This is a genomic window from Hoylesella shahii (assembly GCF_937990675.1).
Taxonomy (GTDB): domain Bacteria; phylum Bacteroidota; class Bacteroidia; order Bacteroidales; family Bacteroidaceae; genus Prevotella; species Prevotella shahii.
In genome coordinates, this window is record NZ_CALKQY010000032.1 from 54,561 (window position 1) to 68,792 (window position 14,232).

The 14,232-nt window shown below is 43.0% G+C and carries 10 protein-coding genes; 6 read left to right on the forward strand and 4 right to left on the reverse strand.

The window, feature by feature from the left end:
* Window positions 1–480: 480 nt before the first annotated feature.
* The 4 genes from trmB to QME03_RS05535 form a co-directional block, all read right to left on the reverse strand.
* Complete coding sequence (trmB, locus tag QME03_RS05520; RefSeq protein ID WP_025816014.1) at window positions 481–1,251, reverse strand: tRNA (guanosine(46)-N7)-methyltransferase TrmB; 771 nt, start codon at window positions 1,249–1,251, stop codon at window positions 481–483.
* A 133-nt stretch (window positions 1,252–1,384) separates the two neighbouring features.
* A complete protein-coding gene (locus tag QME03_RS05525) occupies window positions 1,385–2,407 on the reverse strand; it encodes a branched-chain amino acid aminotransferase (RefSeq protein ID WP_281723725.1) in 1,023 nt (340 codons plus the stop codon).
* 244 nt (window positions 2,408–2,651) lie between these two features.
* Window positions 2,652–4,358 carry an ABC transporter permease gene (locus tag QME03_RS05530; protein WP_281723726.1) on the reverse strand — a complete coding sequence of 569 codons (1,707 nt, stop codon included), beginning with the start codon at window positions 4,356–4,358 and terminating at the stop codon, window positions 2,652–2,654.
* Window positions 4,358–5,071, reverse strand: coding sequence for an ABC transporter ATP-binding protein (locus tag QME03_RS05535; RefSeq protein ID WP_281723727.1), 714 nt, complete (start codon window positions 5,069–5,071; stop codon window positions 4,358–4,360). Before QME03_RS05535 ends, QME03_RS05530 begins: the two co-directional genes overlap by 1 nt.
* Before the next feature lie 523 nt (window positions 5,072–5,594).
* On the opposite strand from QME03_RS05535, the gene nadB reads away from it, so the two are divergent.
* The 6 genes from nadB to QME03_RS05565 all read left to right on the forward strand — a co-directional run bounded on the left by nadB (window position 5,595) and on the right by QME03_RS05565 (window position 13,958).
* Window positions 5,595–7,184: an L-aspartate oxidase gene (nadB, locus tag QME03_RS05540; RefSeq protein WP_281723728.1), complete on the forward strand. Its 1,590-nt coding sequence runs from the start codon at window positions 5,595–5,597 to the stop codon at window positions 7,182–7,184.
* A 70-nt stretch (window positions 7,185–7,254) separates the two neighbouring features.
* Window positions 7,255–8,247, forward strand: a complete 993-nt coding sequence (gene nadA, locus QME03_RS05545) for a quinolinate synthase NadA (RefSeq protein ID WP_281723729.1) — start codon at window positions 7,255–7,257, stop codon at window positions 8,245–8,247.
* A 19-nt stretch (window positions 8,248–8,266) separates the two neighbouring features.
* On the forward strand, window positions 8,267–9,124 hold the full coding sequence (nadC, locus tag QME03_RS05550; protein ID WP_281723730.1) for a carboxylating nicotinate-nucleotide diphosphorylase: 858 nt from the start codon (window positions 8,267–8,269) through the stop codon (window positions 9,122–9,124).
* Window positions 9,125–10,435: 1,311 nt separating this feature from the next.
* The gene (locus QME03_RS05555) at window positions 10,436–11,728 is read left to right on the forward strand and encodes a histidine-type phosphatase (protein WP_281723731.1); all 1,293 of its coding nucleotides are present in this window, start codon (window positions 10,436–10,438) and stop codon (window positions 11,726–11,728) included.
* 1,101 nt (window positions 11,729–12,829) lie between these two features.
* The gene (locus QME03_RS05560; protein WP_281723732.1) at window positions 12,830–13,420 is read left to right on the forward strand and encodes a hypothetical protein; all 591 of its coding nucleotides are present in this window, start codon (window positions 12,830–12,832) and stop codon (window positions 13,418–13,420) included.
* A 178-nt stretch (window positions 13,421–13,598) separates the two neighbouring features.
* Entirely contained in the window at window positions 13,599–13,958 is a 360-nt protein-coding gene (locus tag QME03_RS05565; RefSeq protein WP_281723733.1) for an Imm10 family immunity protein, read from the forward strand.
* The last annotated feature ends 274 nt before the right edge of the window (window positions 13,959–14,232 follow it).

Genomic DNA, 14,232 nt, shown 5'->3' on the forward strand with positions numbered 1-14,232 from the left:
TTTGTGTCTCAGTCTTATTCGATGCAAAGGTAGTGAAAATAACACATAGCCGAGCATATATTGCACGAAAATTTATGCGGTTTTTAAAGCTTACTTCGGCGTTCAATAGCTCTTCGCATTACGGTGGATAGTGTTCAAAAGGAGTGGCACATCACTCATATACCGGCGATTTCAGAACAACATACTACAAGCCGCCAATAACTCTAAACGATTTCGAGGATACACTTTGGGCATTAGGGCTGTTTGTGACTTCAAACAACTTATAAATTGGGGTAAAAAGGAAGACGGCGAAGAACACGAACAACAACTAAGCGTTGGTGCGACGCGTTAAAAATGGCGGTAGAAAATAAGCTTTGAAAGGCGTGGTTAAGGCCAAAATGCGATATACCAGCAAAGCATACCACTCCCCTCTCCCTTTTGCGAGGAGACGTGGGAGGACTGTTCACATTTTATAGCGGGGCAACGGCGAGGCGTTTCACATCATTTCCGAGCATCTAGCGAGCTGCGTTTGTTGCGATGATAGCTACGATATTCATCGAGCGGTATTTCAACATCGGGTTCAACCAGTGTGCCTTCGTGAGGCAAAGCAAACTTCATATACCTAATATTAAGGCCTCGTGCAATCCACATACTTTCGTAATAAGTCTGGATTGCGAGTATTGTGGCTGTTTCTTCATCGATGCCAGACGTATGATATAGGTCGTCTGTGCTAAACAGCAGGTTTAGTTTGTTAACCGCCACCACGTGTTGGGTGTAGGTAAAGAGGAAGTTCGAATCGGTTTTTAGATGCACCACGCCATTGTTTTGCAAAAAACGGCGATAACGTTCAAGAAAAAACGTACTAGTAAGTCGTTTGTGCACGTTCTTCATTTGTGGGTCGCTAAAGGTGAGCCAAAGGCCTTGCACCTCGTTGGGAGCAAAAAAGCGGTCGATAATCTCAATATTGGTGCGCAAGAAAGCCACGTTTTTCAGCCCCTTTTCCAAAGCCATTTTAGCCCCTTTCCACATGCGTGCGCCCTTAATATCCACCCCAATGAAGTTGGTATTGGGATAAAGTTTAGCCAATTCAACGGTGTATTCACCCTTTCCGCAGCCCAATTCTAGTACGATGGGGTTGTCGTTATGAAAATAATCGTTGCGCCATTGTCCGCGCATAGTAAAGGGTTTGTTATCAATTACCGAATAAGGATATTGGAAAACGTTGCTAAACGTCTCCATCTCGGCGAATTTTTCTAATTTTCCTTTGCTCATTTTCTTGGGTAAGGAGTGGGGTTAAGGGTTTATTTATTGTTGTTTGGATTGGGCCTATTAAGTCTCAGCACCATTCTTTTTGCGCTGTTAGAGGCTTATGTTCAGCGTTGGGGCTAGTTTTTTGTGTCTTTTGCTAGTCAATCACCACTGTTGTCCAGCCGTGTTTGTCTTCGGCTATACCATATTGTATGTCTCGCAGCAGGTTATAAAGGCGAGTAGACACTGGTCCAGGCTTACCATCGGCACTGAAAGTGTAGCAATGCCCAGTCTCCATATCGTCGAGATAAGATATCGGACTGATTACGGCGGCTGTTCCACAAGCTCCTGCCTCGTCGAATGTGTCTAATTCTTCTTCGGCGATGGGTCGTTGTTCCACCTCCATACCCAAGTCGCGCGCCAGTTGCATCAAGCTGTTATTAGTGATGCTGGGCAAGATAGACGAAGACTTGGGTGTAAGATATTTATTGCCTTTAATCGCAAAGAAGTTAGCAGCTCCGCACTCGTCAACATATTTTTTTTCTTTTGCATCGAGATAGAACTCGCTTGCATAACCTTTCTCGTGAGCCAACGCGTTAGCTCTAAGCGAAGCCGCATAGTTGCCACCAACCTTGTACATACCTGTACCCAGCGGGGCCGAGCGGTCGAAATTGCGCACAATAACATAAGGATTGGTAGAAAATCCGCCTTTAAAATAGGGGCCAACGGGTGTAACAAAGATAAGGAAGAGATATTCTGCGGCTGGTTTTACTCCCACTTGTGCACTTGTTCCGATAATCAAGGGGCGAATATAGAGCGCTGCCTTGCTCTCGTAGGTGGGCACATAGTCTTGATTAAGGCGTATCACGCGTGTTACCATCTCTTCAAAAAGTTCGATGGGCACGGTGGGCATCATGATGCCGTTACAGGTTTGTTGCAGTCGGGCTGCATTATCGCGCATTCGAAACACACGCACTTTGCCGTCAGGGCAGCGGTAAGCCTTCAGTCCTTCGAAGGCTTCTTGTCCGTAATGCAAGCATGTTGCAGCCATGTGCAGTTTCAAATACTCGTCAGAGCAGGTCTCTATTTCTCCCCACTTAGCATCGCGATAATAACACCTCACGTTGTAGTTGGTGGGTATATAGCCAAAACCAAGGTCTGCCCAATCTAAATTCTTCATGTCGTTATGCTATTTTCGTTGCCTTCGCCAGCAGCTATTTTTAATTCTTAGCGCTACGAAGGACTTTGTTTTTGTTGTTTTATTATATATAAGGCTGGCTCTAAAATCGCATAAGCGATGTTTAGAACCAGCCACAAAGGTAATCATTTAACAGCACCCCTGCAACCCTTTTATCGCGATTTATCAAGTCGCTCCTTATTTATAAGTGGGCCGTTGCGGGGGCTTGGGCTGTGCATCGCGGGCTTTATTCTTGGCCCTGCACCACCATTTTGCGCTTTACATTTTTTAATTCTATATTTAGATTTCCTCCTTTACTGGGTAACAATACTAGTCGTTTAAACCGAACATCATCTATTTGGCTAATCTCTCCACTTCCAACAACCTCTACATGGTTTACCATTGCTTTGTCGGTGGGTACAAATTCGGTATCTCCTGCGTATTCGTTTTCGGGGTCTAAGCCCAATTGCACTTTCATCACATTTATTTGTGCACTATTAAGGTCTACTCTATAAACATCGTTCAGCACCAAAGAGTCTAGTTTAAAAGCACTAGTAAACTTTAATTCGCCTTTTGAATTAACCGTAATGCTGCGTGTTTTGCCTGTTCCGATATAAACATTGTGCCCCGCAGGTTGGTTAACCACAAGGCTTCCGGGTAAGGTATTAACTATAATGCGCGCCTTATTTCTTTCATCATAATTGCGGTCTAACACTTTTCGAACTTTACCATCGATGCCTTTCACCTGGTAAACAATCTTTCCATTCGATACAGCCTCATCAACATCGGCCTTTCCATCGGGTCCGTACAAGAATTTTAAGTAATAGCCGTCGTTAGTCTGCACCGAATCGGATAACGCATAATAGAGCACATTATCTTTTTGCCACACCTTCAGCACCTCGTCGGGATAAATAACCGAGCATTGAGAGGCATCGTTAACATAATTCACTTCTACTGTAAAAGCAATATTGTTATCGCTAGAATAATCCGCGTTTGAACTATCGTTATAAGCAATTACCGTCACGGGGGCAATACGTTTTTCTATTGTGCGGTCAAGATAAAATCCCTTCCCGTCTTCTGCCACGTCATCGTAAGAAAACTTTGCGTCACCAAGGGCTTGCCCCCATATGCCCACATTAGCCACCACCAATGCACACACAAAATAACCCACTATCCATACCTTTGAACGCTTAAACGAAAACTCGTCTATCACTTCCAAATCTTTGAAGCCCAAATAAGACAGCCACCACAAGAAAGGAACAGAAAGCCAAGCAAACCAATAAAGGCTTCTTATTAGCAAACTGTAGCTGTAATCTAGATGACGTCCGCCCAAAAAGAGTGTGAGAGAACCGCCCCAAAACATCAAGAAGAGCAGCATTGTGGTTTTGAGTGTGGGACGCCGCATAAAGAAAACGCTACCCACAACATACACAGCCGTAACCCAAAAATAAAGCAACCATGCTGGAGATAAATCCCAATCAAGAAAATTTGAGTAAGCAAAGATGGGCACAAAGTGTAATTCTATTTCGGGAAAAACCGAACCAACAAGTACCACTCTAAGGGTTTCGGCCGCATACATGCAGACTAGATAGGTAACTAGATATAGGGGTACACAGATAACCCAACGCGCTAGCCAGTTTTCGAAAGGCGTAACGGGGAAGGCAAGGGCACTTATGCGTTCGGCTTTTCTTCGTGCGCCACTCATCAAATCAGATGCAAAGATAGAGCCCGACACTAATAGCGAGATGGCATAACAAACGAAAAGGATTTCAAAACCCCTGTCGGAAGATGTATGATTATCGTACGATGATATCGAAACTAAAAATTCTATCATTAGCATACTGCCAAAGAGTATGCCCACACGCATTACACTGGTGCGCCAACGCTCTACAAGTAGTTTATTGAGATAGGCCCCAAAGCGCGAAAAACTAAAGTTATTGTTGATATTGCTCATTATTGTTGTGCCATTTTTTGATTAATCCTCTCGTTAAAAAAGCGTTCTAGGTCTACATTCCCATCGGGGAAAATGCTCTTGATGTCGGCATTGGCCAATATCTCGCTATCGTCGAACATCACGATATGCTCTAACACTTGCTCTATGTCTTTCACTTGGTGGGTTGAAACCACAAAAATGCTATCAGACGTGTGGCCCTCGCTAAGGAATTGCCTAAATTGGGCCTTGCCTGGAATATCCAATCCGTTGGTGGGTTCGTCCATTAAAAGCACGCGGGTGTGAGTGGCCATGGCAAAACTCATATACACTTTCTTGCCTTGACCTAAAGAAAGATTGCCCAAATTCACATCTTCGTTCATGCCAAAAACACTTAAATAGCGCTTTAGGTCGTCGTAAGAAAAACGTGGATAGAACACACTGTTTACGCGAATGTATTCGGAGAGCGACACGCGCGGCAACTCGTACTCGTCGGGAACAATAAATATATCGGTGGTGGTTTCGGGGCGACGCTTGCGCACATCGCAACCATCTAGCATCACCAAGCCACTTTGGGGACGCAACAAGCCTGCCATAAGATACAATAGCGTGGATTTACCTGCTCCATTGGGCCCTAACAAACCGTAGATGTGGCCTGGAGCGAAGTTGGCAGAGAAATTCTCGAATATATTACCCGACTTCTTATACGCAAACGTTAGGTTGTCTATTTCTAACATGGGTTTCGTTTATGGTGTTTAAAATAATATTGTCGTTGTTAAGCGCGCGCCTAGTCTGCTCTCTGCACCTTTATGTGGGCTTTACCACACAAGGGCTACTCTCTATCGGGGGAATGGCCACGCCAATGCGCACAAAGGTCGTAAAAAAAAACAACAAAACAAACTTTTACCCAATCTTTTTGCACCTCTTTTTAAACAAACCATAGGCGTCACTTGAAGGCGCTTAGTTTTATTGTTCTATTAGCCAATGTAAACTTTTTCAACATGGCCTTGCACGTACTCCTTATTATATAGTGCACACTCTTTTCTATATTAGGGGCAAGAACGCTGCTACGCACGGTCTCAAGTACGCCCTTAACGTTCGATATATCAAGTCCTTTAAACTATTCTCCGCAATACAAAAGTGCCCCTTCGAAAATAAAACCCTAAACAACCATCACAATAAAGTTGCTTTCACAGACTTATATTACAACATTTTATTACCTTTGCAACAATTATTTGATTAATATCAAAACATAACACCATGATACAGAAGTACGATTTCCTCGTCATCGGCGGTGGTATCGCTGGCATGTGCTACGCGCTTAGTGTGGCAAACAGTGGGAAGGGAAAGGTTGCCCTTGTGTGTAAAACCACTTTAGACGAAGCCAACACGGCCAAAGCACAGGGCGGTGTGGCTGCCGTTACCAACCTTGCTGTAGACAATTTTGAAAAACACATCAACGATACGATGGTCGCAGGCGACTATATATCGGATTTGGATGCGGTGAAACACGTTGTTTGCAATGCACCAAAAGCCATTAACGCGCTTGTAAACTGGGGTGTAAACTTTGATAAAAACAATAATGGCGAATACGATTTACACCGCGAAGGAGGACACAGCGACTTTCGTATTCTTCATCATGCAGACGACACAGGGTTCGAAATTCAACGCGGACTGATGGAGGCTGTGAGACAAAACAATAACATCACCGTGCTAGAAAACCATTATGCCGTTGAGATTATCACACAACATCACTTGGGTGTGCAGGTTACGCGCCGAACCAACAACATCGAATGCTTCGGGGCTTATATCCTTAACCCTACTACGCAAAAGGTCGACACCTTTTTAAGTAAGGTTACGCTACTGGCTACTGGTGGCGTGGGCGCTCTCTACTCTACCACCTCCAACCCCGTTATTGCCACTGGCGACGGCATCGCTATGGCTTATCGTGCTAAAGCAACGGTGAAAGACATGGAGTTTGTGCAGTTTCATCCCACTGTGCTTTACAATCCTGCCGAAACTCATCCAGCTTTCCTCATTACCGAGGCTATGCGCGGCTATGGCGCTGTGCTTAAACTGCCTAATGGCAACGAGTTTATGCATAAATACGACGAGCGACTATCGTTGGCTCCTAGAGACATCGTGGCTAGGGCTATCGACCACGAAATGAAAATTCACGGACTGGACTTTGTGTGCCTTGACCTCACACACAAAGATGCTGAAGAAACGAAACGACATTTCCCACATATCTACCAAAAATGCTTGAGCATTGGTATCGACATCACCAAACAATTTATTCCTGTTTGCCCTAGCGCCCATTATATGTGTGGGGGCATTAAGGTGAATAAAAACGGGGAAAGTTCCATTCACCGACTTTATGCCGTGGGCGAATGCTCGTGCACGGGTCTACATGGTGGCAACCGGCTTGCTAGCAACTCGCTTATCGAGGCTGCTGTGTATGCACAATCGGCTGCCGAACACGCCCTAAACACAATAGACAACTATAACTTTAACACCCTGGTGCCTGAATGGAACGACGAAGGAACATTAACCAACGAGGAACATGTACTCATTACACAGTGTATAAGAGAGGTGGGCGAAATTATGAGCAATTACGTGGGTATCGTTAGGAGCGACCTACGACTGAAAAGAGCGTGGAACAGACTGGACTTGCTTTACGAAGAAACAGAAGAACTCTTTAAACGCGTTACGGCTACTAAAGATATTTGCGAACTCCGCAATATGATTAACGTGGGCTACCTCATTACCCGACAGGCCATTGAACGCAAAGAAAGCCGAGGACTGCACTTCACCGTGGATTATCCTAAACATGCATACGACCAACGATGAACGTATAAATACTTAAAACGCACAAAAACAAATGCTGATTGCGATATTGTTGTACATAAACTAAAAACAAATGATTGATAACAAATGGCTGGAAAAGGGCTTCATCGACGAACCCATACCTGAACAAATAGACATCAAGGCCGAAATACGCAGGATGTGCAAAGAAAAAAATGCCCTTATCATGGCGCATTATTACACTGAAGGCGTAATACAAGAGGTGGCCGACTTTATTGGAGACAGTTTGGCGTTGGCACAGAAGGCTGCAACGACAGATGCCGACATCATCGTTATGTGCGGGGTGCACTTCATGGGCGAAACCAATAAAATTCTTTGCCCCAATAAAAAGGTGCTCATCCCAGACCTCAATGCTTCGTGTTCGCTGGCCGAAAGCTGTCCTGCTGACGAATTTGAAAGGTTTGTTATGGCGCATCCGGGCCATATAGTGGTGAGCTATGTTAACACCACTGCGGGAACAAAGGCGGTTACCGATGTGGTGGTTACAAGTAGCAACGCTAAACAAATTGTTGATTCGCTACCGAAAGATGCTCCCATCATCTTTGGCCCTGATTGGAATCTTGGCAATTACATCAATTCGCTTACTGGTAGGCACATGGTGCTATGGAATGGTGCATGCCATGTGCACGAAAAATTCTCGGTTGAAAAGATTTTAAAACTCAAAAAACTACATCCCGGAGCTAAAATTCTGGCGCACCCCGAATGCAAAGGGCCTGTTGTTAACATCGCCGACAAAGTGGGTAGCACTGCTGCACTGTTGAAATTCAGTATTGACGACGAGGCGCAAATCTTTATTGTGGCTACCGAAAGCGGCATTCTTAACGAGATGCAAAGACTTGCACCTCACAAAACCTTTATACCCGCACCACCCGACGATAGCACTTGTGCTTGCAACGAATGCAATTATATGAAACTTATCACCCTGAACAAACTCTATAATTGCCTGAAATACGAATGGCCCTACATCGAGGTGCAACCCGAGGTGGCACTAAAAGCCATCAAACCCATTGAGAGAATGTTGGAAATCTCTAAACAACTTGGTTTATAATCTTAATTTAAAATTTATCATGTTATCTGTAGAAGAACTTAACGACCGACTTATCGAACTGGCTTTTAGTGAGGATATTGGCGACGGCGACCACACCACCCTTTGCTGTATCCCTGCACAAGCCAACGGCGAAAGCCGATTACTCATTAAAGAAGAAGGCATCTTGGCTGGTGTAAAGGTGGCGCAACAGGTGTTTCACCACTTCGACCCCGAACTGCAAATTGAGGTCTTTATCGAAGATGGTGCACATGTTAAGCCGGGAGATGTGGCAATGAGTGTGAAAGGAAAAACAAGAAGTCTTTTGCAAACTGAACGCTTGATGCTGAATATTTTACAACGCATGAGTGGTATTGCCACTATGACGCATAAATACCAACAAGCACTGATTGACGCTGGCACTAAAACACGCGTGCTCGACACCCGAAAAACAACGCCTGGCATGAGAATGCTTGAAAAAGAAGCCGTGAAAATTGGTGGCGGCACAAACCACCGCATCGGGCTTTTCGACATGATTCTCTTAAAAGACAACCACATCGATTTCTGCGGTGGCGTGCACAATGCCATCTCCATGGCCAAAAAATATTGCAAGGAACATGGCAAGGAGCATTTGAAGATTGAATGCGAGGTAAGAAATTTCGACGAACTTAATGAGGCTCTAAACGAGGGATGCGACCGTATTATGTTTGATAACTTCACTCCCGAAGATACGCGGAAGGCGGTGGAGATGGTTGGCGGACGCTGCGAAACGGAATCGAGCGGCGGCATCACCTTTCAAACCATGATTCCTTACGCTCAAGCTGGGGTAGACTTTATCTCGTTTGGCGCACTTACGCATAGCGTAAAAGGTCTGGACATGAGTTTTAAGGCCACAAAATAGCACTTGGCTCAAAAGGTTTTCTGGCACTGTTGCCTTTATTTTTATCTGGATTTCTAACTACTGCGTGGTAGTTGGAAATCCTTTTTTATTTCACTTTCTCGATTAAAAAGTTGCGCACACTTCACACCCCAAATAGGTAGCTAACCGCCACTTCATACCCTATAGCAAGGCAAAAGGCTTGGCCTTTCAAAACAGTTGCTCGCATCGCAATGTTAATTCTGTTTCTTTTATTTTACAAAATACCCTCGCCAGCACAGCACCTTCTAGCGAAAATAAAGCCCTAAAACATGCTTTTTAACTCTAATTTTGGCTTTTCAGATTTTATTTTTCCGTCGGTTGTTAGGCCAAAAGCTGCAAAAAGTACGTTTTTGCCTTTCTATTTTCGCCCCAATCATCATTTTTTTGCGCTCCGCAAGACAAATTTTAGTAAGCAAAAATACACTATTCTCGACATTTTTAACCACTAAAAGCGCAAAACAACGTCACATTGCAAGCACACAACAATGCACGTAAGGCGAAATATGCAGCATTTGTCTTGCGTTTTGTAGGAGTTAGCATTGCATTTAGCACGAGTTAGCATTGCATTTAGCACGAGTTAGCACTGCATTTAGCACGAGTTAGCACTGCGTTTTGTAGGAGATAGCACTGCGTTTTGCTGCAAATAGCCCACATCTTCGCCAAAACAGCGGTATTTTAAATCTAAAACACATTATTTTCTACTTACCCGTCATAGCCTTTTTGCAGTGCGACAAACCTTCGCGAGAATCGATTATTTGCGCACGAGTGAGCGTTTGCTTGCAAAAAAGGCACTCATAATGTTAAAATTCTTACTTTTTATTTTACATATAGTCCATAATAAAAAAGCATCAACCCCTAATAAGTAGCAACACTAAACTTTCCTACGCCACCTTCGCACACCCTAGAGCAACGATAGTGCTGTGTGGTGTTTAACGATAGATCAACTTTGAAGGTTATTCGCCACACATTTATTGGATAAACGTGCCTATAAACACTAAAATTCGTCAACCCACTCACCTTTTCACGATGTTTAACCATGCTTCTTAATACATCCTAAAGAGGAAAAGAATGTTTGGCATTTAGGATGGATATAATTAACTTTGTGAACAGCATATACTAAACAATGTAGAACATTTGTATTGTGCTACGACTGTAAACAATCTCAATTAGGAGGCATTGCTGGATGTTTAAACCTTGAATACAGTTACCTTAAAACGAGCATTCGTGGGCAACAACAGGATAGGAGAACCAAAAAAACAACCAAACATTTTGGAGAACTTAATACAATAACTTATGAACAGAAACCTCTTTTGGGTTGGCTTGCTCTTCGCAATTTTGCCAACAAGCACCTTTGCACAGAAACAACGTTCGCAAACGTTTAAGGAGAAATACACTTTGAAAGAAGCTGTTGTCCTTAGCCGACACAACATACGCGCACCGCTCTCTACTAAAGGTAGCTTGCTCGAAAAGGTTACAACACATCCCTGGTTTGAATGGACTGCTGGAGCTAGCGAACTAACCACGCGCGGCGGTGCATTAGAAAACCAATTTGGCCTTTACTTTCGCAAATGGCTGGTTGACGCAGGATTGTTTAAAGAAAACGCCAACCCCACAACCAACGAAGTAAACGTTTACGCCAATAGTATGCAACGCTGCATCGCAACGGCCAACTATTTTAAAACGGCGCTCTTCCCCGTGGGAGATGTTAAGGTTAACCATCGCTTTGTACCAAGCAAAATGGATCCCGTGTTCTTTCCACGACTAACCAAAATAAGCAAATCGTTTAAAGCACAAGCTTTGAAAGAAATCGCTGCAATGGGTGGCAAAAAAGGTATTGTGGGCATTAACGAGGACCTGAAAGAATGCTATGAAATAACGGCAAAGGTGCTAGACCTTAAAAATTCGCCTGCTTGCAAACAAGACAACTTGTGCGCTTTCGACAACTATAACACCCAAATTATTTTGGAAAAGGGCGACGAACCCCGCATGAAAGGCTCGCTGAAGGATGCCAATACTTGCTCGGATGCACTTATTCTGCAATATTATGAAGAGCCCAACGCAAAGAAAGCGGCATTTGGACACAACATAACATTGACCGACTGGACCAAGATTGCGAAGATTAAAGACGTGTATGGCGATGTGCTTTTTGCTGCTCCTACGGTGGCTGTTAACGTGGCACATCCCCTATTGGTGTATATGTACGACGAACTGTCGGATAAAGACCGTAAGCTTTCTTTCCTCTGCGGACACGACTCGAACATTGCTTCGGTTACTGCTGCCCTTGAAGTGGAACCCTACGACCTGCCCAACTCTATCGAAAAGAAAACACCTATTGGCTGTAAACTGGTTTTTGAGAAGTTTGAAGGTAAAGACGGACAAATGTATTGCGACATCAACCTCACCTATCAGTCTACCGACCAACTGCGCAACATCGCCATGCTTGGCCTAAACAATCCTCCACAAATATTCCCCATCGCGCTGAAAGGCTTGCAAAAGAATGCCGATGGATTGTATCTGCTTAACGATGTAAAAGCTAGATTTATGAAAGCCATTCGCGCATATGATAAGATTGAAGACGAATTTTAAAGCCTCTAAACCCTAAGCTATAAACAAAAAGTTCAGATGCACGCACAATACATGCTTTAAACCAAGCCCCAACAGCGGCTTATGTTATGGGCTAACACCACGGCAAAGCACTTTTAGATGTGCATCACACCTCAACATGAGGGGTAAACAATGCTGTTAAGCAAACACAATGGTGAACATGTCGCCTACCGCAACATGGCCAAAACGAAGCGGCAACGCTTCGCATCCACGGCCATGGCAAGGGGTAAAGAGTTGTTTCAAAACACGAGACCACTCCATCCCAACATTGCACAGCGACATCTGCACAGCTAAACGCTGAGCAACCACACCATGTAGGCGCAGGATTAGACACATCAACATCCAAGTTTGAGAATTAGGGAATGGTGTCTTCGCAGACAATCTGTCTTTTAGCGCCAACAACATTGCCCAGTATTGCCCTCATTGCTAAAGTGCTTTGCCATTGTTTTAAAAAACGTTGCACATGCCATATTTGCCTCCCCCACACATTTTAGCTTGTAAAAGGAAAGCAAAGCTGCACATGCGCAACGTTTTTTTAACAAAACACCAACCAGGGCGCATAGAAGAGTAGAAATATTGCAAACAATGACTCTAAGATTTGTTATTATTGGCCTCCCCTATTGAACTTGCTCTCTCGATTTATAGAAATATTAAAAGTCAATAGTACTTCAGGCCGTAAAATAATATGACATCACCAACTTAACAGATGGCATCTAATCGTTGTGTTGACGCTCATAAGCAAGCCTCTATTAGTACCAAAACGAACTGGCATGAGAATTGAGTTTTTCAGTTGGATGGCTTGATTGGTGACATTAAAGAGGACTCACAATGATAAAACTTTTACTGAAAAGCTGCATCAATCTTGGCATAAGATGCTTTTGGTGTTTGTACTAGACAAATAAAGGAGGGGCTTTCACTTACATTCAACGCAATAAACGGCCGAATGGTACGTTATTGTTATAAACTGTTGGTAGCCTTAACAAGGGTAGATTGCTGGCACCTTGGCAATTCAAACGAAAAGATGACCATTAGCTTGCGATAATAATAAACTAGAAGTACAATCACATCTTCAACAAAGAAACTATGCGTATTAATCACTTCGAGTATTTCACTTTCACATACTTAGATTGTCCAATAGAGAAAATAGACGACTATGTTCAAAAGAAATTGGGAGACAGTGGAAAGTACAAAATAACACGCACACCATTTAAATTCGACCTATACGAAAGATGTCCGCCAAAAGGGGGTGCACATTTTGAAAAGCTATACTTCTTTGCTCCTAAGACATGTGAGGATAAGTGCATAATGTTCTCAAACTATCCTGATGGATTTAGCTCGCTGGTTTATAACATATCAGATGCTTTAAAAATAAAAGCTTATTGTTTCCAAATCAGCACAAACAACGCCCCTGATGCTATGAACGCTTTCAGGTACATTGAAAATGGGAAAGAAGTACGGATTGTCTACGCAATGAAAGATCCAAAATGGAATTTTTACTGCCATGGGGAAATCCAACCATTTGAAGACAAAGAGCTGTATCAACGAAAAATGATAAAACGAAGACTAGACAAAGAGGCTCTTATTTCATACTGCGCTAAACTAGGTATTGACATACGTGATGACGCCTTTTGGGAAAGTCAACAATCCGTCTTGGTGGAGCGACTGTCATGGTAATGCGACTGAGAAATACTAATGATAAAGAAACGCATATCCATCATTAATTATGGTTGGAGAAGAAACAAGGTGTCATTTGGCACAGAACAAGTCCGACATACTTGAATTATAAGTCCCTTGGCATAATAGCTTAGCGTATTACTAATCCTGCCATCGTATAACACTAATAATATTACTTATGTTTAGATTGGAATTTAAAGCTAAAATTATTACTGCAAGCAGAAACAAAAAAGACAACTATTATATGGTTGGGCTGGCTGACGACAAGTTTGACTATAAGAACTATATTCTTTTTCAAAGGCCCATCACATTGAGTGAGGACGATGACCCCGAATCTGAGCTAAATGGAATGTATGCTGAATGCAATGGTGAGGTTACTTATAACACCTGCAAATCGGTAAGTTTGACTAACGAATCCGTTGTCTTTGAAGTCCAAGATAGCCTCATAACGGTAGATTTGAGTGACGTAAAGTTAAACAAACGTTTCGTAGAGTATTGTAAAGAAATATTTAAAGAGCTATTAACAACTAAACTGTAAGAATTTCGATGATACAGACCGTTGTAGCTGTTATTATCATAACGTTATTGACCGTGAATAAAAGAATCACAAATTGACGAGTTGACTTACCTCATAAACACACAAACAGATAAGAATATAAACCTACAAACTCATGATCTCATGAACCCATGAACTATTAAACCCATGAACTTACAAACTCATAAACATATGAACTTACAAACTTATGAACCAATAAACTCATGAACTCACAACTTATAAACTTACAAACTTATGAACCAATAAACTCATGAAC

Coding starts and splice junctions, on each gene's coding strand:
- QME03_RS05555 (WP_281723731.1), top strand. CDS start 10,436: ATGAACAGAAACCTCTTTTGGGTTGGCTTGCTCTTCGCAATTTTGCCA.
- nadC (WP_281723730.1), top strand. CDS start 8,267: ATGTTATCTGTAGAAGAACTTAACGACCGACTTATCGAACTGGCTTTT.
- nadB (WP_281723728.1), top strand. CDS start 5,595: ATGATACAGAAGTACGATTTCCTCGTCATCGGCGGTGGTATCGCTGGC.
- nadA (WP_281723729.1), top strand. CDS start 7,255: ATGATTGATAACAAATGGCTGGAAAAGGGCTTCATCGACGAACCCATA.
- QME03_RS05525 (WP_281723725.1), bottom strand. CDS start 2,407: ATGAAGAATTTAGATTGGGCAGACCTTGGTTTTGGCTATATACCCACC.
- QME03_RS05535 (WP_281723727.1), bottom strand. CDS start 5,071: ATGTTAGAAATAGACAACCTAACGTTTGCGTATAAGAAGTCGGGTAAT.
- QME03_RS05565 (WP_281723733.1), top strand. CDS start 13,599: ATGTTTAGATTGGAATTTAAAGCTAAAATTATTACTGCAAGCAGAAAC.
- QME03_RS05560 (WP_281723732.1), top strand. CDS start 12,830: ATGCGTATTAATCACTTCGAGTATTTCACTTTCACATACTTAGATTGT.
- trmB (WP_025816014.1), bottom strand. CDS start 1,251: ATGAGCAAAGGAAAATTAGAAAAATTCGCCGAGATGGAGACGTTTAGC.
- QME03_RS05530 (WP_281723726.1), bottom strand. CDS start 4,358: ATGAGCAATATCAACAATAACTTTAGTTTTTCGCGCTTTGGGGCCTAT.